The organism is Deltaproteobacteria bacterium (genome assembly GCA_009692615.1).
Taxonomy (GTDB): Bacteria; Desulfobacterota; Binatia; order UBA9968; family UBA9968; genus DP-20.
The window spans coordinates 1-19,468 of record SHYW01000102.1 but is presented as its reverse complement, the minus strand read 5'-3'; the positions used below and the strand labels follow the sequence as shown (position 1 = coordinate 19,468).

The 19,468-nt window shown below is 56.8% G+C and carries 21 protein-coding genes and 2 pseudogenes; 3 read left to right on the top strand and 20 right to left on the bottom strand.

The window, feature by feature from the left end:
* The 3 genes and pseudogenes from hppA to EXR70_20055 all read right to left on the bottom strand — a co-directional run.
* Window positions 1–764: sodium-translocating pyrophosphatase (gene hppA / locus EXR70_20065; protein ID MSP40788.1), on the bottom strand; the 764-nt coding region annotated here is incomplete at its 3' end.
* 40 nt (window positions 765–804) lie between these two features.
* On the bottom strand, window positions 805–1,533 hold the full coding sequence (tatC, locus tag EXR70_20060; GenBank protein ID MSP40787.1) for a twin-arginine translocase subunit TatC: 729 nt from the start codon (window positions 1,531–1,533) through the stop codon (window positions 805–807).
* A gap of 175 nt (window positions 1,534–1,708) precedes the next feature.
* A pseudogene (locus EXR70_20055) lies at window positions 1,709–1,849 on the bottom strand (pilus assembly protein PilP).
* A gap of 520 nt (window positions 1,850–2,369) precedes the next feature.
* On the opposite strand from EXR70_20055, the gene rpsT reads away from it, so the two are divergent.
* On the top strand, window positions 2,370–2,741 hold the full coding sequence (gene rpsT, locus EXR70_20050) for a 30S ribosomal protein S20 (GenBank protein MSP40786.1): 372 nt from the start codon (window positions 2,370–2,372) through the stop codon (window positions 2,739–2,741).
* Window positions 2,742–2,786: 45 nt separating this feature from the next.
* Here rpsT and EXR70_20045 read toward each other — a convergent pair whose 3' ends face one another.
* From EXR70_20045 to EXR70_19970, 16 genes are all read right to left on the bottom strand, one after another.
* Window positions 2,787–3,401 carry a hypothetical protein gene (locus tag EXR70_20045; protein MSP40785.1) on the bottom strand — a complete coding sequence of 205 codons (615 nt, stop codon included), beginning with the start codon at window positions 3,399–3,401 and terminating at the stop codon, window positions 2,787–2,789.
* A gap of 3 nt (window positions 3,402–3,404) precedes the next feature.
* Window positions 3,405–6,002, bottom strand: a complete 2,598-nt coding sequence (locus tag EXR70_20040; GenBank protein ID MSP40784.1) for a leucine--tRNA ligase — start codon at window positions 6,000–6,002, stop codon at window positions 3,405–3,407.
* Between the two features lie 218 nt (window positions 6,003–6,220).
* The gene (nusB, locus tag EXR70_20035) at window positions 6,221–6,652 is read right to left on the bottom strand and encodes a transcription antitermination factor NusB (GenBank protein MSP40783.1); all 432 of its coding nucleotides are present in this window, start codon (window positions 6,650–6,652) and stop codon (window positions 6,221–6,223) included.
* A 66-nt stretch (window positions 6,653–6,718) separates the two neighbouring features.
* On the bottom strand, window positions 6,719–7,186 hold the full coding sequence (locus EXR70_20030) for a 6,7-dimethyl-8-ribityllumazine synthase (GenBank protein MSP40782.1): 468 nt from the start codon (window positions 7,184–7,186) through the stop codon (window positions 6,719–6,721).
* Window positions 7,187–7,206: 20 nt separating this feature from the next.
* Window positions 7,207–8,433 (bottom strand): GTP cyclohydrolase II, encoded by a 1,227-nt coding sequence (gene ribA / locus EXR70_20025; GenBank protein MSP40781.1) that lies wholly within the window; start codon window positions 8,431–8,433, stop codon window positions 7,207–7,209.
* A 35-nt stretch (window positions 8,434–8,468) separates the two neighbouring features.
* Window positions 8,469–9,062: a riboflavin synthase gene (locus EXR70_20020; protein MSP40780.1), complete on the bottom strand. Its 594-nt coding sequence runs from the start codon at window positions 9,060–9,062 to the stop codon at window positions 8,469–8,471.
* Between the two features lie 19 nt (window positions 9,063–9,081).
* Window positions 9,082–10,140, bottom strand: a complete 1,059-nt coding sequence (gene ribD, locus EXR70_20015) for a bifunctional diaminohydroxyphosphoribosylaminopyrimidine deaminase/5-amino-6-(5-phosphoribosylamino)uracil reductase RibD (GenBank protein MSP40779.1) — start codon at window positions 10,138–10,140, stop codon at window positions 9,082–9,084.
* A 49-nt stretch (window positions 10,141–10,189) separates the two neighbouring features.
* A complete protein-coding gene (gene nrdR / locus EXR70_20010; protein MSP40778.1) occupies window positions 10,190–10,714 on the bottom strand; it encodes a transcriptional repressor NrdR in 525 nt (174 codons plus the stop codon).
* A 42-nt stretch (window positions 10,715–10,756) separates the two neighbouring features.
* A complete protein-coding gene (locus EXR70_20005) occupies window positions 10,757–12,010 on the bottom strand; it encodes a serine hydroxymethyltransferase (protein MSP40777.1) in 1,254 nt (417 codons plus the stop codon).
* Between the two features lie 9 nt (window positions 12,011–12,019).
* Window positions 12,020–12,493 carry a ribose 5-phosphate isomerase B gene (gene rpiB / locus EXR70_20000; protein ID MSP40776.1) on the bottom strand — a complete coding sequence of 158 codons (474 nt, stop codon included), beginning with the start codon at window positions 12,491–12,493 and terminating at the stop codon, window positions 12,020–12,022.
* Window positions 12,494–12,665: 172 nt separating this feature from the next.
* The gene (locus EXR70_19995; GenBank protein MSP40775.1) at window positions 12,666–12,902 is read right to left on the bottom strand and encodes an acyl carrier protein; all 237 of its coding nucleotides are present in this window, start codon (window positions 12,900–12,902) and stop codon (window positions 12,666–12,668) included.
* A gap of 27 nt (window positions 12,903–12,929) precedes the next feature.
* On the bottom strand, window positions 12,930–13,679 hold the full coding sequence (fabG, locus tag EXR70_19990) for a 3-oxoacyl-[acyl-carrier-protein] reductase (GenBank protein ID MSP40774.1): 750 nt from the start codon (window positions 13,677–13,679) through the stop codon (window positions 12,930–12,932).
* Window positions 13,679–14,557: a [acyl-carrier-protein] S-malonyltransferase gene (fabD, locus tag EXR70_19985; protein ID MSP40773.1), complete on the bottom strand. Its 879-nt coding sequence runs from the start codon at window positions 14,555–14,557 to the stop codon at window positions 13,679–13,681. Before fabD ends, fabG begins: the two co-directional genes overlap by 1 nt.
* Before the next feature lie 43 nt (window positions 14,558–14,600).
* Entirely contained in the window at window positions 14,601–15,722 is a 1,122-nt protein-coding gene (gene plsX / locus EXR70_19980) for a phosphate acyltransferase PlsX (GenBank protein ID MSP40772.1), read from the bottom strand.
* Window positions 15,723–15,736: 14 nt separating this feature from the next.
* The gene (locus tag EXR70_19975; GenBank protein MSP40771.1) at window positions 15,737–15,919 is read right to left on the bottom strand and encodes a 50S ribosomal protein L32; all 183 of its coding nucleotides are present in this window, start codon (window positions 15,917–15,919) and stop codon (window positions 15,737–15,739) included.
* A 56-nt stretch (window positions 15,920–15,975) separates the two neighbouring features.
* A complete protein-coding gene (locus tag EXR70_19970) occupies window positions 15,976–16,509 on the bottom strand; it encodes a DUF177 domain-containing protein (GenBank protein ID MSP40770.1) in 534 nt (177 codons plus the stop codon).
* A gap of 204 nt (window positions 16,510–16,713) precedes the next feature.
* Here EXR70_19970 and EXR70_19965 point away from each other — a divergent pair, with 204 nt between their 5' ends.
* Both EXR70_19965 and EXR70_19960 read left to right on the top strand, forming a co-directional pair.
* Window positions 16,714–17,712: a TIGR01212 family radical SAM protein gene (locus EXR70_19965; protein ID MSP40769.1), complete on the top strand. Its 999-nt coding sequence runs from the start codon at window positions 16,714–16,716 to the stop codon at window positions 17,710–17,712.
* On the top strand, window positions 17,709–18,611 hold the full coding sequence (locus tag EXR70_19960; GenBank protein ID MSP40768.1) for a PDZ domain-containing protein: 903 nt from the start codon (window positions 17,709–17,711) through the stop codon (window positions 18,609–18,611). The genes EXR70_19965 and EXR70_19960 overlap by 4 nt, the downstream gene beginning before the upstream one ends.
* 418 nt (window positions 18,612–19,029) lie before the next feature.
* Here EXR70_19960 and EXR70_19955 read toward each other — a convergent pair.
* Window positions 19,030–19,113 (bottom strand): annotated as a pseudogene (locus EXR70_19955) (cytochrome c).
* Window positions 19,114–19,468: the final 355 nt, after the last annotated feature.

The following is a 19,468-nucleotide window of genomic DNA, read 5'->3' as shown; positions in this document are numbered from 1 at the left end:
ATCGCGCCGATATTTTCCGCCGCGGTGGACTCGAACAGATCGGCGCCGCGGCCGGCGCAATCGCCGACGTTATCGCCGACCAAGTCAGCGATAACCGCGGGATTGCGCGGATCGTCTTCGGGAATGCCGGCTTCGACTTTACCGACCAAATCGGCGCCAACGTCCGCGGCCTTGGTATAAATACCGCCGCCGAGCTGGGCGAACAGTGCGACGAAGGAAGCTCCGAAGCCATAGCCGACGATGGTGAAAGGAATTTTTTGCGGATCGTGACCGAGAGCATCGAGCAACGCATACAAACCGCCGACGCCGAGCAGGCTCATGGCGACGACGAACAACCCTGACACCGCGCCGCCGCGCATGGCGATCTGCAAGGCTTCGTTCAAGCTCGAACGAACCGCCGACGCCGTGCGAATGTTGGCGCGGATCGAAACCCACATGCCGACATAACCCGCGATCAGCGAACAGGCCGCGCCGAGCACGAAAGAGAGCGTCGTCCAAAAAGCGGTTTCCATGGGCGGCACCGGATCGGCGGAACTCGGTGTGCGCACGAAAGCGTAGAGGAGGAAGATCAGCGCGGCCAACGCCGCCGACAAGGTGATGATGGTGCGGTTTTGCCGCGACATGAAAGCTTCGGCGCCCTCTTTGATGGCGTCCGAGATGTCCCGCATCTTTTGCGTGCCGGTGTCCTTACTCAGCACCTGGCGTGCCAGGTACACGGCAAAGGCCAACGAAAAAAAGCTAATCGCGATTACAAATGGGATCATTACTCCTCCTCATCCTTTCAACTTTTACTGCACAAGAGTTTTACTCGGGCCGGCGCCAAACATAAGCCACACCGATACTGAGCACGTACAAAACCAACATCGGCACTGCCAGCAAGCACTGATTGATAATATCGGGCGTCGGCGTCAGTACGGCGGCGATGATAAAGATCGCCAGAATCGCGTAGCGAAAGGAGCCGATCATGAACCGGTAGTCCCAGACCCCTATGCGCACGAGAAAAAACGTAAACACCGGCAACTCAAAAGTCCCGCCGAATGCCAAAACCATGCGAAAAAAGAACGTAAAGTAATCGCCAATCCGAATCGCCGGGCTCACACCCATGGTTTCATACTGTTCGATGAAATACTTGAACGCGACCGGCAGAACGATCCGATAACAAAAATAAGCGCCGCCGAGAAAAAACAATGTCGCGCATAGTACAAACGGCATCACCCATTTGATTTCTCGTCCCGAAAGTCCCGGCGCGATAAAACGCCACAACTGATAAAAAAGCACCGGGCAGGAAAAACCCACGCCCGCCGCCAGCGCCACCTTGATCTCGATAAAAAAAGCTTCGGTAACACTCGTCCCGATGAGATTTTGGCCCGGCTGCAAATTCTGTTTTAGCGGCGCGACCACGAAGCCAAAAATCGCATCGGAAAAAAAATAGCAAATACTTGAGGCGATGACGATTGCGAATACCGACTTTAGTAAGCACCATCGGAGCTCTTCGAGATGCTCCGTAAGGGTCATGTTAGAATCGATCGTCACGATTCACGGCTACGCTCGGAAATTTAAAAAAAGGGGAAGGTTGCCCTTCCCCTTTTTGCTAGCATCGACCACGGTAAGGCGAAAATCCTTACTTGGTCTTTGCCTCCTCTTTTTTCTCCATACCCTTTTCAGGTGCCGGAGCATCCTTCATAGGCTCAGCTGCTTTCTTATCACCCGCTGGAGCTGCCGCTTCCGGCGCTGGCGCTGCTGGCGCTGGCGGTGGTGGAGCTGGTTCTTCTTTTTTACCACATCCGATAAACGTTAGAGTAAAAGCGAAGAGGGCAATGGCCGACAATGAAACGAATTTCTTTCCCATCGTTGATTCACCTCCTTTCCCGTCACACATCTTTAACAACAATACGTTAAGTGGGTTATTGTTCAGTTTTTATCGCACAAGTCGGTTAGAGATTCAAGCATGGGTCGAGTGAAAAGTGGCGAGCCCGAGAAAGTTCAAAGCCAAGCGCCGCCAAGCCGCGCACTCAATACGCGTGGACCGAAACCGCGAATGATAGAATTGTACGCTGATTTTTTAATTAGTCCGGCAAAACTATTCGTTCCAGGGCGATCAGCGATGGAATCAATCAGCTCCTAGCAACGTTTCGACGGGAAAAAATCCGCGGTTTACGGCGCAACTCACATGTTTGTGTTCATAACTTGTGGATAACCGTTGCCGCAATCGGCTGGGAGGGCCAAAAGTCGCCGCGCCCAGCCAATTGCTCAAATTCCTTGCGCTCGAAGTTACAAATATTCTGCTACTTGGAGTGCTGCGCCAAATTGACGATAACCAAAAGCAGGTTCACAGCAAATCTCATACAAGCTAATCAATCATCGCGAGCATGAAGCGCGAAACAAGCGCCAATGGCAGCGCGGCAACAACATTGACTCTACGGATCGCCGATGGTACAAAGCTTAAACAATTAATTTGGAGGAACTCCTTGGCCGTACATACTTCCGTTATTAAAAGACATGGGCAGAGCTTGAAGCGGCGGGCGCGCAACATCGAAGCGCGATCCAAACTGCGCACCTTACTCAAGAAGACTCGACTGGCGATTGAAGAGAAAAATGCCGCAACGACTGTGAGTCAGTTGCGCGAAGTTAACAAAGCCTTGGGCAAAGCCGTCAGCAAGGGTTTGATCAAAAGCAACACCGCCTCGCGCTGGCTTTCTCGCCTCTCCCGGTCCGCGTCAAAAGCCGCTGCCGCCAGCTAGAAGCCGTTCGTCGCATCGTCGCCTACCCGCCCCGGCGCGGGTAGTTCAGAACATTTCCATTATCCGCTGGTATACTTCTTTCGCGAACTGCTCCGTCAGCTGACGGAGCGAATCCCGGCGCTCGAATTCGGTGAGTTGCACATCTGTTAAACGGCCGACATCGGCCGCGTTCAACGTCCCGGTACGAAAATTGGACGAAGTCGTAACCACCGCGGCGCGCGACCCAGGGTAAAGATCGCTGAGGCGTATGGCGTCGATGCGCCACAACACGTTATTAGACTCCCGCTGACGTAGGCTCACGTCGACGATAATCGTATGATAGTACTGCAATGCTTCGTCCCGGCCGTTGACCGACGCGACGTTGTTTTCCACCGGACGAACCACGCCGGTGAGAATCACATCGGCTTGATCGAACTGATCGACGATGCGCAGCGGCCCGCGCCGGTAAAATTCGCCGCGCAGCGCCGTGGCAACTTCTTTTTCCAAGCCGACATCGCGGCTGCGATTGACGAACGATTCGACGAACAACGTCCGCGCATCCTTGGGCAGCAAGGCGCCGCTGCCGGCAAACTGATAACCGCAGCCGCTGCTCAGCACCACCGGTAATAGAATGAGCATCAGCGCCTTCATGGCGATGGTTGAATTGTTAGTGATGACCACGGGTTATCCCTCCAGGACGATGTTTACCAATCGGCGCGGCACATAAACCACGCGTTTCACTTTTTTACCTTCAAGAAATCCGACGACTTTCGCATCGGCCAACGCCAAAGCCTGAATGCGCTCTTGGGTGACCTCGGCCGGCGCGGTAATTTTACCGCGCACCTTGCCGTCGACCTGAACAACGATCAACAACTCTTCTTCTTCCAGCGCCGCAGTGGAATAATTCGGCCAGGCCGCTTGATCGACGCGCTCGCGATGACCGAGCTGCTCCCAGAGTTCGCTGGCGATATGCGGCACGAACGGCGCGAGCAACAGGATCATCGCTTCGAGCCCTTCTTTAATGATCGCTGCGCCACTCTTGGCGGCGCCATCGTCCTGGGCCGCCGCGCTGAGCGCATTGGAAAGTTCCATGATCGCGGCGATCGCGGCGTTGAAATGAAACCGGCCGTCGATGTCTTCCGACACTTTTTTTATCGTGCGATGGATCAGCCGGCGCAGATCCCGTTGCGCCGCAGTCAATTCTGTAGACCCGCCACCGGCCGACGGCGCCGACCAAAGGTCGCGCTGTTGATAGGCCAAACGCCAGAGCCGGCTGAGAAAGCGAAAGCCGCCCTCGACGCCTTGATCGCTCCATTCAAGATCTTTTTCCGGCGGCGCGGCGAACAAGGTAAAAAGCCGCGCGGTATCGGCGCCGTACAAGCCGATCAGATCTTCCGGATCGATGATGTTCTTCTTCGACTTGGACATCTTCTCGATCCGGCCCTTTTCCACCGGCCGTTGACACTGCGGACATTTCCAACCTTCTTTCTCGCTACCGGCGAGATCGTTGGGGAAAAGCCAATTATGCTCACTGCAACGATAGGTTTCTTTCGAGACCATACCTTGGGTGAGCAGATGGGTGAACGGCTCGTCGACTTTGGCCAAACCGATGTCGCGCAACGCCTTGGTAAAAAAGCGCGCGTAGAGCAGATGCAGCACCGCGTGCTCGACGCCGCCGATGTACTGATCCACCGCCATCCAATAGCGCCCCTTGTCGACATCGACGGGTGCCGTGGCATGTTTTGCCGACGCGTAACGCAGGTAATACCAGGACGAATCGACAAAGGTGTCCATGGTATCGGTCTCACGCCGCGCTGGGCCGTGACACTTGGGGCAAGTAACTTTTGAAAACGATGGACTCTCGCTCAACGGTGAGCCGCCCTTGCCGGTGAACGGCACATCTTTCGGTAGCAGCACGGGCAACTGCTCTTCCGGCACCGGCAAGGTGCCACACTGATCGCAATAAAGAATCGGAATCGGCGTGCCCCAGTAACGCTGGCGCGACACGCCCCAATCGCGCAGGCGAAAACGAATCGCTTTCTTGCCGAAACCGTTGGCTTCGGCAAAGCTGGCAATTTTTTCTTTGCCGGCGACATTGGCCGTGCCGGAAAATTCGCCGCTGTCGGCCATCACGCCTTCGTCGACAAACGCCTCGCTCATCGTCGCCGCGGTCAATTTGCCGTCTTTCGGCTGAATCGCGACGCGAATCGCTAAATCGTATTTCTTCGCGAACTTGAAATCGCGCTGATCGTGCGCCGGCACCGCCATCACCGCTCCGGTACCGTATTCCATCAAAACGAAGCTGGCCAGATAGATAGGAATATTTTCGTTGGTAAACCGATTGCGGCAATAGGCGCCGGTGAACACGCCTTCTTTCTCGCCCTCTTCGGCGCCGCGCTTGGACTGGCTGATATTCTTGTAGCGATCGATGAACGCTTGCACCGCTCCCGCTTGCGCCGTGCCCCGTGAAAGCGTTTCCGCAAGCGGATGCTCCACCGCCAACGAAACAAACGTCGCACCGTAGATCGTGTCTGGACGAGTGGTGAAAATTTTCAATCCGCCGTCATGACCGACCAATGGAAAATCGATTTCCGCGCCGATCGATTTGCCGATCCAATTGCGCTGCATGGTCAGCACCTTGTCGGGCCAACCGCCGAGCTTATCCAAACCCCCGAGCAACTCCTCGGCGTAATCGGTGATGCGGAAAAACCACTGATTCAGTTGCTTTTGCACCACCGCCGAGTCGCAGCGCCAGCAACTGCCGTCGACCACCTGCTCGTTGGCCAGCACGGTCTCACAGCTGGGACACCAATTGACGTAGGAACTCTTTTTGTAAGCCAAACCTTTTTTAAAAAACTGCACGAAGATCCACTGATTCCAGCGGTAGTAATCCGGCTGGCAGGTGGCGATCTCGCGATCCCAATCGTAGGATAAACCCATGCGTTTAAGCTGGGTCTTCATGTAAAGAATATTTTCCTGGGTCCACGCTTCCGGATGCACGCCCCGTTCGATGGCGGCGTTCTCCGCCGGCAAGCCGAATGCATCCCAACCCATCGGATGGAGCACGTTGAAACCGCGCATGCGCTTGTAGCGCGCCACCACGTCACCGATGGAATAGTTGCGCACATGGCCCATGTGGATGCGCCCGGACGGATAGGGAAACATCTCAAGCACGTAGTACTTGGGTTTGGCCGGATCTTCGCCGACGCTAAAAGGCCGGCCCTCGGCCCAGATAGACTGCCACTTCTCTTCGATCGCTTTGGGCTGGTAACGCTCGTCCATAAAACTATGCTGCTAAATTCTTTTAATTGAAGAGTTCTACGAACTTTGACATGGATAATGTGTCACGTTCAATTTGTTTTTTCACCATGAAGAGCACGAAGGACACGAAGGGTTCGGATGATTAAGACTCCGAACTTCGTGCTCTTCGTGTCCTTCGTGGTGAAAACATCTTCACAGTAAACCCGAAAGAACCGATTATAGAATGTCTCTGTGCCCGCCTACTCGACTTTGGCACAATGGGATTTCGCGATTTGATCGAGCACGCCGTTGATAAAGCTCGCCGACTCCTCGCCGCCGAAACGTTTGGCGATCTCCACCGCCTCGTTCAAACTCACTGAGGCCGGAATGTCGGCGCAAAAAACTAGTTCATATGTTGCCATGCGCAGAATCAAAAAGTCGACCTTGGCCATGCGCTCGTTTTTCCAATTGACCGTGGCCAGATCGATCAAACGATCGATCTCGGCGCGCTGGCTGAGGGTGCCAGAAACCAAGCGCCGGGCAAACTCCTTGGCCTTGGCGTTGCCCTCGAAGTGCTGGAGAAACAAATCCACGGCGGCAACCGACGGATCGCTGGTCATCTCGATCTGGTACAGCGCCTGGACCGCCAGCTCGCGTCCCTTACGCCGATTGCTGCGCGGCGTATTGAACAAATTATCTGCGGGAACTTCTTCGGTCAAAGAATACTCGACGATTCTTAGGATGTCCGGCACGGCCGGCTAGGAAACCTGGCGCAAGACGTTGACCATCTCAACGGCGACCAACAACGCTTCGTAGCCCTTGTTGGCATCTTTATTGCCAGCGCGATCCAACGCTTGCTGCGAATTGTCCGTCGTCAGCACGCCAAAGCCGATGGGAACTTTGTGCGCCGCCACCGCGTTACCGAGACCCCGGGTGACCGCGTCGCAAACATAATCGAAATGCGGCGTATCGCCGCGAATCACCGCGCCCAAACAAACTAGGGCGTCGAATTTGCCGCTCGCCGCCATCTTGTCCGCAACAATGGAAATCTCGAAGGCGCCGGGCACGCGCACGACCGTGAGATTGCCGTCCGCGCCGCCATGGCTGGCGAATCCGTCCATCGCGCCGTCGAGCAATTTTTCGGTGATGAAATTATTGAAGCGGCTGACGATGACGCCTACCTTGAGGCCGGTGGCGTCCTGCTTCCCTTCGAGAATTTTGGTCATGAAATCAACTTCGCCGAACGCTAATGTTTGATCGCCTTGTCTTCCAGATTGGACAGCATATGGCCGAGCTTGCGCTGCTTGGTGCGCAGATAGTGAATGTTCGAGTCCCGCGGCGAAATTTCCAACGGCACGCGGTCGACGACTTCGACGCCGTAGCTCTCCAGACCGGAGATCTTGCGCGGGTTGTTGGTGAGTAACGAGACCTTGTCGACGCGCAGATCGCGAAGAATTTGCGCGCCGATGCCGTAATCGCGCAGATCTTCCTTGAATCCCAGATCCAGATTGGCTTCCACCGTGTCGCGGCCTCGATCCTGCAACGCGTAGGCCTTGATCTTATTGGTCAGGCCGATGCCGCGCCCTTCTTGATGCATGTAGATCAACACGCCGCAGCCTTGCTCGTCGATTTGGCGCAGCGACTGGCGAATCTGATCGCCGCAATCGCAGCGCTCCGAACCGAAGACATCGCCGGTGAGACATTCCGAATGCAAGCGCACCAGTACTTTGTCCACCGCGCCGATATTGCCTTTGACCAACGCCATATGTTCGGTGCCGTCCACCGTGTTGCGGTAGACGATTGCGTGATATTTGCCGCCGTGCAGCGTTGGAAACTCTTCCTCGGCGACTCGAGTGACCAAACTTTCGGTGCGCAAGCGGTACGCGATCAAGCTCGCCACCGAGAGAATTTTTAATCCTTCTTTTTCCGCCAGCCGCACCAACGACGGCATCAACGCCACCGAACCGTCGTCATCCAAAATTTGGCAAGTGACGCCGGCCGGCTTGAGACCGGCGAGACGAGCGATATCCACCGACGCATCGGTGCGTCCCGAGCGGGCCAACACACCACCGCTGCGCGCTTGCAACGGCTGCACGTGGCCGGGCACGACGAGATCTTCGTGTTTGGCTTCGTTGGCGACGATGGCGCGAATCGTATGGGCGCGACCCTGGGCCGAGACGCCATGAACACCTGGCAGATTTACCGAAAATGACGCGCCGCACAGCAATCCCGACAGCAAACTGTTCTCTTCCGGCACCATGGGAATGCACAGCTCGCGGATTCGTTCATCGGTGAGCGTGACATAGATGATGCCGCGCCCCTGATGCATCATATAATTGATACGCTCGGCACTGGCCTTTTCCGCCGCCATGCAGAAAAAGCCGTCGTTGTCGGGCGCATCCTCGTTGACGAGAATGACGATCCGACCGTTACGAATATCTTCGATTCCTGCTTCGATGCTTGAGATGGGCATGGAACACGTTTCTACTGTCGCCGAGGGCGAATCAGTTACCGCCGTTTTTGTAAAAAGCTTTGGACGTATTTACCGATCAAGTCGGTTTCAATGTTGACTTTATCACCAACCCTGCGGCCCTGCAAATTAGTGTGCAGCAAAGTAAATGGAATGATCGCCACGGAAAAACTGTCGCGCTGGCACTGATTCACGGTCAGGCTGATGCCATCCACCGCCACCGAGCCTTTCGACACCAGCAGCGCGCCGAGGCGCGCCGCCACGCGAAAGTTGACAACCGTAAATCCGCCTTGCTGGCGAATCGCCGCCACTGTGCCGACGCCGTCGACGTGGCCAGTCACCAGATGGCCGCCGAGCCGTTCCTGTAACCGCATCGGCTGCTCCAAATTGACCAGACTCCCCGCCTTAAGTTTTTCCAAGTTGGTCCGAGCTAAGGTCTCCGGCGAGACATCGACGACGAACGCGCCTTTGAGTTTTTTAACCACCGTCAAGCAAGCGCCGTTCACCGCCACGCTGGCGCCCAGCGGCATCGAACGTATTGGCAACTTGGTTTTCACGGTCAACACCGCCGCACCGTTTTGCAACTTGAGCGCGGCGATCTTGCCGACATCTTCGATCAATCCAGTAAACATGGATCAAACTCCGCGCAAATCATAAATATCCAGTGAGCCGTAAATCATTGCCCGATTTGCGCACGGCGACCCGCTTCAATTCAATCGCCCGCGCCATCTTGGCGATGGCCAAGCCGCCGATCATCGCCCACCCATCGCCGCCGATAATTTTTGGCGCGTAGAAAAACTCGACCTTGTCGATAATTTTTTCTTTCAGCGCTGAAGCCGCAATGGCCGCGCCGCCCTCGATCAACAGGCTGACGACTCCCTGAGCGGCGAGCCTCTTGAGCAACGGCCGCCAGGCAACTCGGCCGGCGCGCGCCGGCAAGCGCCACACTTGTACACCTAAAGCTTCAAGCGCGCGAACCTTCGCGGCCGGCGCCTTGACAGTGGTCGCGATGATCGTCTTGGACGGATTTTTTTGCCGCAGTAATTGCGCCGTCAATCGAATCGCCAACCGGCTATCGAGCACTACGCGATAAGGATCGCGTCCGCCGGCAATGCGGCAGGTCAACTGAGGATCGTCAGCGCGCACCGTGGCCACGCCCACCAACACCGCGTCCATTTCATTGCGCCAGCGATGCACTAAATTGCGCGACTCAGGCCCGCTGATCCATTTCGAATCGCCGCTGGCGGTGGCGATCTTGCCGTCCAATGTTGCCGCTAGTTTCAACGTCACAAAAGGCACCCGCTGGGTGATGAACTTGCTGAACGCTTCGAGCAGCTCGCGGCATTCGCTTTCGTGGACGCCGACTCGAACCGCGATGCCGGCGCGCCGAAGAATTTTCAAACCGCACCCCGCCACTAGCGGATTGGGATCGCTCATGCCGACGACGACATTTTTAATGCCCGCGTGCACCAACGCTTCGGCGCAGGGCGGCGTACGGCCATAATGACTGCAAGGTTCGAGGGTAATATAAAGCGTCGCGCCGTTCGCCTTGGTTGCGGCTTTTTTCAGCGCGACGATCTCGGCGTGATCGCCGCCGGCGAATTTATGATAGCCGCGGCCGACGATTTTTCCGCCGCGAACCAACACGGCGCCGACCATCGGATTGGGACTGGTGCGGCCCGCCGCTTTGCGCGCCAAGCGGCACGCCATGCGCAGATAGAAACTTTCGCGATCTTTCGGCGGGGAATCGGCCAACGCGCTATTCCCTTCTCTGGCGCGGGTCGGTGGACACAGGCAGCTTCGCGGGCTTGGCGCTTTTCATCGACGGTTTGCGTTCCTTGATCAACTCTTCCAACTCGACCATGAACTCGCTGATGTCTTTGAAGGAACGGTACACCGAAGCGAAGCGCACATAGGCCACCGGATCGGTGTCATGCAGTTCGCGCATCAGCCCTTCACCGATCACCGAGCTGACGATCTCTTTCTCGCCGCGCTCTTGCAGCGAGCGCTCGATGCTGTCGGCGATGGCTTCTATGGTATTGATGCTCACCGGCCGCTTCTCGCAGGCGCGCTTGAGGCCGTTGATGATTTTTACTCGATCGTAGCCTTCGCGCCGGCCGTCTTTTTTGACGATCAGCGGCATCATCTCTTCGACTCGCTCGTATGTCGTGAAGCGGCGCGTGCAGCGCTCGCATTCGCGCCGGCGCCGGATCATGTTGTTGTCCTTGCTCAGGCGCGAATCGATGACGCGATTTTCTATTTCATGACAGAAGGGGCATTTCATAGGTTCGATCGGTTTCGACTTAGGAAGTGAGCAGCGAACCGCTCACTTCGCGGCCAGACGATAGGGATAGACGGGAAATTTTTTGCACAGCACACCGACATCCTCAGCCACCGCTTGCAATTTTGCTTCATCGCCGACTGAACCCAAAGCGCGGGCGATCAAATGGGCGATCTCGGTCATTTCCTTTTCTTTCATGCCGCGGGTGGTCACCGCCGGCGTGCCGATGCGAATGCCGCTGGTGACGAAGGGCGAGCGCGTGTCGAAGGGAATACCGTTTTTGTTGACGGTGATGCGCGCCCTGTCCAAAGTTTCTTGGGCGACCTTGCCGGTCAATTCAGATTTGCGCAGATCGACCAGCATCAGATGATTGTCGGTGCCATCGGAAGTGAGGCGAAAACCGTTGGCGATAAGACCCTGGGCCAACGCTTGAGCATTTTTGACGATCTGCTGCTGGTAGATTTTGAATTCCGGACTCAATGCTTCCTTGAGCGCCACCGCTTTGGCGGCGATCACATGCATCAGCGGCCCGCCCTGCATGCCGGGAAACACGCGGCTGTCGACGATCTTGGCATGCTCGGCTTTGCACAGCACCATGCCGCCGCGCGGCCCGCGCAGAGTTTTGTGCGTGGTCGTGGTGACGAAATCGGCACAGGGCACCGGACTCGGATGGAGGCCGGCAGCGACCAAACCCGCGATATGCGCCATGTCGACCATCAAGAGCGCGCCGATTTCGTCGGCGATTTTACGAAAACGCAGATAATCGATTATGCGCGGATAGGCGCTGGCGCCGGCAACGATCAGTTTGGGCCGATGCTCCTTGGCCAACCGTTCCAGTTCATCGTAATCGATGGTTTCGGTCCGCTCGGAAACACCATAGGGAATGACCTTATAAATAAAGCCGGAAAAATTTACCGGACTGCCCATGGACAGATGGCCGCCATGAGCGAGGTTCATGCCGAGGTAAGTATCGCCGGGTTTCAGCACCGAGAGATAGACGGTCATGTTCGCTTGGGAACCGGAATGGGGCTGCACGTTGGCGTGATCGGCACCGAACAACTCTTTGGCCCGGTCGATCGCTAAAGTCTCGACCTCGTCGACAAACTCACAACCGCCATAGTAGCGCTTGCCAGGATAGCCTTCGGCGTATTTATTGGTCATCACCGAGCCCTGGGCTTCGAGCACGGCCTCGCTGACGACGTTTTCCGAAGCGATCAACTCGAGATTGCCTTCGAGGCGGCGGGTCTCTTTTTGAATCGCGGCAAAAACTTCTACGTCCGTTTGTGCGAGAAATGACATAATGATTTTTCAACCTTTGTCGCTCTGACTGCTCAGCCGCGTGCCGAGTTCTTGCTCCAACTGAGAGATCTTATCGACCCGGCGCTGATGACGGCCGCCGGCAAAGGGTGTCGCCAACCAGACTTCGACAATCTCGCGCGCCAGTTGTTGCTCGGTTTTGGCGCCGCTTAAAACTAAAATGTTAGCGTCATTATGCTCGCGGCTCGATCGCGCCCCGTCGAGATCGGACACCAGCGCGGCGCGCACGCCGGGGAATTTATTCGCCACCATCGACATGCCGATGCCGCTCGTGCAGATCAAGATGCCGCGCTCGGCAGCGCCTTGAGAAACCCGCGTCGAAACGGCGCGGCCATAATCGGGATAGTCCACCGATTCGGATCCTTGGGTGCCGCAGTCGTTCAGCGCAACGCCTTGGGCGCGCAGGAGTCCGACCAAAAAATCTTTCAGCTCCACCCCGCCGTGGTCGCAACCGATGGCGATCATTTTCTCTAGCCTTGTCCGTAGTGATTACCGCAATAATTTATCGCTGCTGGTCGCGCGATAAAGAAAATCGCAGACGCGGGCAGCTTGCCGCCGCCGCCCCTGCGATATCGAACCTTAGCGCATCAACCCATGGCGCCGCCGTCAATGCCTTGGCGGCGCGCCGCCAAGGCGATTAACGATGGGCGTCGATATAGGTGATCACATCCTGAACGGTTTTGATCTTCTCGGCGTCTTCGTCGGAGATTTCCATTTCGTATTCCTCTTCGAGCGCCATCACCAGCTCGACGATATCCAAGGAATCCGCGCCCAGATCTTCGATGAACGAAGCTTCCGGGGTCACTTCCTCCGCGCTAACGCCCAATTGTTCGCACACGATCTCTTTAACTCTGGCTTGAACCGATGCCGCCATCTTCCCATACCTCCTGCAACGAATTGATCACATGTAAAGCCCGCCATTAATGCTGAAGACCTGACCGGTCACATAGGCCGCCCCCGGCCCCGCTAGAAACAAAACCATGTCGGCGACTTCATCGCAAGTCCCGAAACGGCCCAGCGGAATCGAGCGCAAAAACTCTTCGCGCAATTTCTCCGGCAACTTCGCCGTCATGTCGCTGTCGATAAAACCCGGCGCCACTGCGTTAACCGTCACGCCGCGCGACGCCACTTCCCGCGCCACCGCTTTGGTAAAACCGATGATGCCGGCCTTGGACGCGGCGTAAATCGACTGACCGGCGTTGCCCATTTGCCCGACCACCGACGACAGGTTGATGATCCGCCCGCCATGCTGGCGAATCATCACGCGGGAAACCGCTTTGGTGCAGAGCACCGTGCCTTTCAAATTGGTACCGATGACTTGATCCCAATCCGCCGACTTCATGCGCATCAAGAGATTGTCGGCGGTCACCCCGGCGTTGTTGACGAGAATATCAATTTTCTGGTGGCGGTCAACGACAACTTTCACCGCGCTCTCGATCTGCCCCTCGTCGGCGATATCGAAGGGACAAGGCTCGCCCTGCCCGCCCGACGCAACGATTCCTTTTAGCGTCTCCTCGGCTGCAGCTTGATTGCCGCGATAATTGACGACGACATGAGCGCCGGCGCGGCCAAGGGCCAAAGCGATCGCGCGACCGATGCCACGGCTGGCGCCGGTGACCAACGCGACTTGACCTTGGAGCAGTTGCGTCATCAAGCGCCCACCACGCGCGCCAAATCCGCCGGCGTTTCGAAATTTTCAACCGCCATGGACGGGTCGATGCGTTTGATCAGTCCCTTGAGAACTTTACCGGGGCCGATTTCCAGCGCGCGTTGACAGCCGAGATCGGATAATTTTCTCACCGACTCTTCCCAACGCACCGGCCGCACCGCTTGCTCGATCAGCAACCCTTTGACCCGCTGCGCATCGAGATTGGTGTCAGCGTCGACGTTGGTGAGGACCGGAATAGTAAAAGGCGCGACGGAAATGTCATTTAACACAGACCGCAATCCGTCCGCCGCCGGACGCATCAGTTCACAGTGAAACGGCGCGCTCACCGGCAAGTCCAACGCCCGCTTGGCACCGCGCTCTTTGGCCAGCGCCATGGCGCGGGTCACGGCGTTCTTCGCCCCAGCGATGACGATCTGGCCGCCGCCGTTATAATTGGCCGGCGCAACGACTTCACCCTGAGCAGCGTCGGCGCACAGCTCTTGAACCTGAGCCATTTCTAAACCCAAGATCACCGCCATGGCGCCTTCGCCCGCCGGCACCGCCTGTTGCATCAAGCGGCCCCGCTGGCGAACAACCTTAACCGCATCAGCAAAAGCCAGCGCACCGACCGCCACCAACGCGCTATACTCGCCAAGACTATGACCGGCGACCCATGTCGGCCGCAACGGTGTTTCCGCTTCGAGCACGCGCAACGCGGCGATCGACACCGTGAGAATCGCCGGTTGAGTATTTTCCGTAAGTTTGAGATCGGCCTCGGGGCCATCGAAGCACAGCCGGCTCAGCGGCAATCCAAGAGCGTCCTCGGCTTCGGCAAAAATCTTTTTCGCCAGGGGAAATTGCTCGCACAGTTCCTTGCCCATGCCGACAGCTTGCGAACCTTGGCCGGGAAACAGGAATGCGCAATCAGGACTCGCCACTTCTCCTCCGTTCCTCGGGGGTGCTCGGCGGTTCGGCTTTATCGCCGATCGCCTCGATCTTCGACTTGAATCGTTGCCAGAGTTTCTGTGGCAACCCTTCTTTCTTTTCCCCCGCGCCAGAATCCATCTCCGCCAAGGCGTCAGCGATATGGCGATTCATCTGCTGGCTCACCGCGTCGCGCGCTTGGCGAATGGCGTTTCGGATCGCCAGCGGATTGGACCCGCCATGGGCGATGATCGCCACGCCGTCCAAACCGATCAGCGGCGCGCCGCCGTATTCGGCATAATCGAGCCGGCGGTACGCTTGCTTGAGCGAACCGCGGCTCATCACGTAACCTAATTTACTGGAAATATTTTTTTCGAAGGCGCCTTTTAAAACTTCTCCGGCGAAGCTTGCCACACCTTCCATGGTCTTGAGCGCGACGTTGCCGGTAAAGCCGTCGCAAACCACCACGTCGACCTTGCCGTTAAAAATATCGCGCCCTTCGACGTAGCCAATGTGATTGACCGGCGCGCCGGCAAGTTGCTGATTGGCGGCGCGAGTCAACTCGGTGCCTTTGCTTTCCTCTTCGCCGTTACTGAGCACGCCGACGCGGGGATTGGCGACACCGAGAATTTTTTCTGCGTAGATCGAACCCATGAGACCGAATTGGACCAAGTGCAGCGGCTTGCAGTCGACGTTGGCGCCGGCATCGACGATCACCGTGCCCTTGCCCAAACTGGGAACAACCACGAGGATCGCCGGCCGCGCCACTTGCGTCAACCGGCCCATGACGAACATGCCGATCGCCATCATGGCGCCGGAATTACCGGCGCTCACCACCGCGTCGGCTTCGCCGCGCTTCATCAGCTCGAAGCCGATGCGCATGGACGAATCTTTTTTCCGCAAGGCGACGCTAGGCGATTCGTGCATCGGCACGGCTTGCTGTGCGGCGACGATTTGAAATTGCGGCGCTCCAGGATGCTTGGCGAGCTCTTGCTCGACGGCTTCTTTTTGGCCGACCAACACAATCTCGACGCCAAGTTCGCGGGCAGCGAGCAACGCCCCTTCGATCACTATTCCTGGGGCGTGATCTCCGCCCATCGCATCGATGGCGATTTTCGGCATGGGCAAACGGGGACTTAGCTTTCTTTGGTTTCGATCACCGCGCGGCCACGATAGTAGCCGCATTTCGCGCAGGCGCGATGGGGCAATACCGTTTCGCCGCAATTAGCGCAGGCGCTCCACTGGGGCGCGGTTAGATGATCGTGCGAGCGACGTTGGTTTTTAACGCGCTTGGAAGTTCTTCGTTTCGGTACCGGCATAAGTTTAGTCCTATCTTTCTTTCAAATTGAGCCAAGTAAAAATTTATCGAAGGCCGTCAGCGATCGACTTTGAGCGTGCGAAAAATCGCCGTGCGCGGATCGCGGCCGGTTTGGGCGCAGTTGCAAGTCTCACGGTTGAGGTTCGCCCCGCAGCTGTCACATAACCCGCGGCAATCTTCTTCGCAAAGCGGTCGGGTCGGCAGCGCCAACATCACCTGCTCATTGATCAGCGGCGCGACGTCGATTTCGTCCGACGAATAAAAGCTCAAACCCAAATCGTCGCGATGCAACTCGGCGGCGCGCGGCGATCTCCTCGGATCGGGAATCAGGACAAACTCGAAATCTTGATCGAGCGCGAAACTATACTCTTCCAGGCAACGGCCGCAAACACCGATGCACTCACCGTGAAAGCTGCCGCTAAAAAAGATCTCCGACTCCGACCGGTAGTAGACCAAATGAACGTCTAACGTGGACGGAACGCCAAAATCTCGGCTACTTTCTCGGCTGAATATCTGGTTTAGTTCCTCAACGCTTTGGGAGAAATCGATCTCTTTGGGTGTTTGAGGAATCTCGTCGACGGAGATTTTCATCGGCACAGACGCAGGCCATTAACGTCGCTCGACTATAGACAATTCTACCCCGATGTCAAGTCAACCTCAGCCCACGAAACGCTTAAAAGCTGGTGATTTATTCGCCACTTCCGCGCCGGCGCCGGAGTTGCTCGTGATCGCAGCGGAGCCATTACAGCTTGTGTAACTGCAACCTTTTTGTTAACCCTCAAATCAGTTCACGTTATGAGCGCACCGACGATCTTGCAGAGCCGCTGGCGCGGCAAACCGTTCAACTCTTTCAATCGCGTAATGCGCGAGCGCTTCAGCGCGCGGGTTTACAAAATCGGCTTGCGCCTCGACTTCACCTGTCCCAATCGCGACGGCAAGGTCGCCGTCGGCGGCTGCATTTATTGCAACAACGCCAGCCACACCGCGCCCGATTACCAGCCACGCACTTCGGTCGCCACGCAGTTGGAACAAGGCGCCGCGGCATTAAAAAAACGCCATCAAGCGGAAAAGTTCATCGCCTACTTTCAGAGCTACAGCAATACCTACGATGAGGTCGGCAAATTGGCCAAGCTCTACGACGAAGCGCTAAAATTTCCCGGCGTGGTCGGCCTCGCCATCGCCACTCGACCCGATTGCCTCGGCGATGACGTTCTCGATCTGCTCGCCGAAATAGCGCAGCGCACATACCTCTGGCTCGAAGTCGGCCTGGAGTCCATGTCCGACCGCACTCTGGCGTGGGTCAATCGCGGCCACACGCTGAGTGATTTCATCGACGCCGTCGAGCGCGCCAAGCAGCGCCAGTTGCGCATCTGCACGCACTTGATCCTGGGCTTTCCCGGCGAAAGCCGCGCTGAAATTCTCGCCACTCCCGCGTTAGTCAACCGGCTCGCCATCGACGGCCTCAAGCTGCACAATCTCCACGTGATCAAAAATACCCAACTGGAAGAGTTCTACAAACTCGGCCAGGTGCCGCTCTTGAGCCGTGAAAACTATATCGATCTGATGATCGACTTCGTCGAACGGCTCGACCCAGCAATAGTGATGCACCGGCTGTCCGGCGAAGCCCAGCGCGCCATGACCGTGGCGCCGGACTGGTCGGTCGACAAACGCGGCGTCCATAACGCCATCGTCAAAGCATTTGCCGAGCGCGGCGCCTGGCAGGGCCGTTTATTCTCACGAAACGAAAACTCACAACCGACAGGCGACACCTGGCACCAAGGAGCAACACTGTGAACGGCCACATCGGTTTGATTCATGCCATGCTACCGGCCACCGTTGAATTGAACGTCACGGTACCCGAAAGCCATCCATCGGCGCGCAACTTGGGAGCGGAACGCTTCGGCTCGGGCACGATCATCGATCCCGACGGTTACATTCTCACGGTTCACTACGTCACCATCGGCGCCTCGTCGATCACCGTCACGCTTTCCGACGGCGACCAGTATCCGGCGCAAATCGCTGCTCAAGATCAAGAGAGCGGCCTCTCGTTGGTGAAAATCTCCGCCGGCAAATTGCCCTATCTGAAAATGGCCGCGCCCGATTCCGTCGCCCTCGGCCAGCCGGTAGTGATGATCGCTAGCAACGACGAAAACAAACGGCGCGTGCGCGGCGGCTATGTTTCGTCCATGGACTGCTACGACGGCGAATGGGAATACATGATCGAGAAAACCATTCGCGTCACCGATTTCAATCCGGGATTTGGCGGCGGCACGCTGGCCAACTTCCGCGGCGAACTGATCGGCGTGGTGTCTTTGAACTTGAATGAAGTAGGAAAATATTCGCTGGCGATCCCGGTGGATTATTATCGCGCCTACGAACAGGAACTGAAAGACTTCGGCCAGGTCAAAAGCCGGCCGCGCCGGCCCTGGCTCGGTCTCTATTCCCAAGCCATGGCGGGCCATGTCATCATCGGCGGCGTCGCGCCCAACGGGCCGGCCGCAAAGTTCGGTCTACGCCAAGGGGATATTATTTTATCGGTAGAAAAAAATGAGGTCCGCTCACGCCAGGAACTCTACCACGAGATGTGGAAGAAGCGTCCGGGGGAGCAGATCTCGTTTAGAATCTTACGCGAAGATCAGTCCTTCGATTTGCAAGTGATCGGCGGCGATCGCGCCGACCGTTACCGCACTTAGTCCGCGCTGGCGCGCGGAATTACAGATTCCAGATTCCAAATCTCGATCCGGCCAATTTGGAATATGGAATTTGTGATCTGGAATCTGCCATTCGCCGAGACTAATCGTCGCCGCCGACTTTTTTAATCTCACCCTTGCCGGTAACTTTGATCGCCAACGCCGGCGTGTAAGCTTCCGGTTCGTAGTTGATCAAAGCCTTGTCGGTCTCTTGCAGGTCGCGCAGTTTAACACTGGCCCCGGCTTTGTCGATCTTGGTCTTGTCGTCGACACCGACGACTTCTTCACGCACTTTGCCTTTGCGTTCTACTTGAAAGGTGATGGTGCGCTGGCCGACGGCGCTAATGATGCCTTCGACTTCCACCGCTTTGGTTTTCGCCGCCTTGGCTTCCTCGGTCTTGGCCGCCTTGGTGCTTTCATTTTTCGCCGGCGCGGGAGCGGGTGCTGCCGGTGCCGCAGGTTTAGGCGCTGGTGCTGCCACGGGAGCCGGAACCGGCTTGTCCGCCACCGTCGAACAGGCGATGACGACCATCGAGATTACCCATATGCCGATCGATCCAATCAACAAGCTGCTTAACCGCCTCATTCTAAGTCCTCCTTAAATGTCCGCAATAAATTATCGATGTCGGCGACAGTAGAAATAAATCCCAACACTCGAACTTTAAAACTTAAACCATAGTTGCGTTGATTTTGTCAAGGCGACCGGTGCACATTGTCGTGGCAACGTCAATATGTCATGTTAACAGCAACGCGATTATGTCAGGGTAGTGCGTTGGGTTGAGGTCGTAAGTTAGAAACCTGGCCATAGCGGAACCCCACCTTGTTGGAGTTGGTTCGATATAGGCCAAGTGTGTGCGTCG

Bases quoted from the DNA above. Each gene is read 5' to 3' on its own strand.
- ribD (MSP40779.1), bottom strand. From the start codon at position 10,140: ATGGCGTGCCGCTTGGCGCGCAAAGCGGCGGGCCGCACCAGTCCCAAT.
- EXR70_20020 (MSP40780.1), bottom strand. From the start codon at position 9,062: ATGTTTACTGGATTGATCGAAGATGTCGGCAAGATCGCCGCGCTCAAG.
- EXR70_19995 (MSP40775.1), bottom strand. From the start codon at position 12,902: ATGGCGGCATCGGTTCAAGCCAGAGTTAAAGAGATCGTGTGCGAACAA.
- EXR70_19970 (MSP40770.1), bottom strand. From the start codon at position 16,509: ATGAAAATCTCCGTCGACGAGATTCCTCAAACACCCAAAGAGATCGAT.
- rpsT (MSP40786.1), top strand. From the start codon at position 2,370: ATGAAGCGCGAAACAAGCGCCAATGGCAGCGCGGCAACAACATTGACT.
- rpiB (MSP40776.1), bottom strand. From the start codon at position 12,493: ATGATCGCCATCGGTTGCGACCACGGCGGGGTGGAGCTGAAAGATTTT.
- fabG (MSP40774.1), bottom strand. From the start codon at position 13,679: ATGACGCAACTGCTCCAAGGTCAAGTCGCGTTGGTCACCGGCGCCAGC.
- EXR70_19975 (MSP40771.1), bottom strand. From the start codon at position 15,919: ATGCCGGTACCGAAACGAAGAACTTCCAAGCGCGTTAAAAACCAACGT.
- EXR70_20040 (MSP40784.1), bottom strand. From the start codon at position 6,002: ATGGACGAGCGTTACCAGCCCAAAGCGATCGAAGAGAAGTGGCAGTCT.
- ribA (MSP40781.1), bottom strand. From the start codon at position 8,433: ATGCCCATCTCAAGCATCGAAGCAGGAATCGAAGATATTCGTAACGGT.
- fabD (MSP40773.1), bottom strand. From the start codon at position 14,557: ATGGGCAAGGAACTGTGCGAGCAATTTCCCCTGGCGAAAAAGATTTTT.
- EXR70_19965 (MSP40769.1), top strand. From the start codon at position 16,714: ATGAGCGCACCGACGATCTTGCAGAGCCGCTGGCGCGGCAAACCGTTC.
- nrdR (MSP40778.1), bottom strand. From the start codon at position 10,714: ATGAAATGCCCCTTCTGTCATGAAATAGAAAATCGCGTCATCGATTCG.
- plsX (MSP40772.1), bottom strand. From the start codon at position 15,722: ATGCCGAAAATCGCCATCGATGCGATGGGCGGAGATCACGCCCCAGGA.
- EXR70_20030 (MSP40782.1), bottom strand. From the start codon at position 7,186: ATGACCAAAATTCTCGAAGGGAAGCAGGACGCCACCGGCCTCAAGGTA.
- EXR70_20005 (MSP40777.1), bottom strand. From the start codon at position 12,010: ATGTCATTTCTCGCACAAACGGACGTAGAAGTTTTTGCCGCGATTCAA.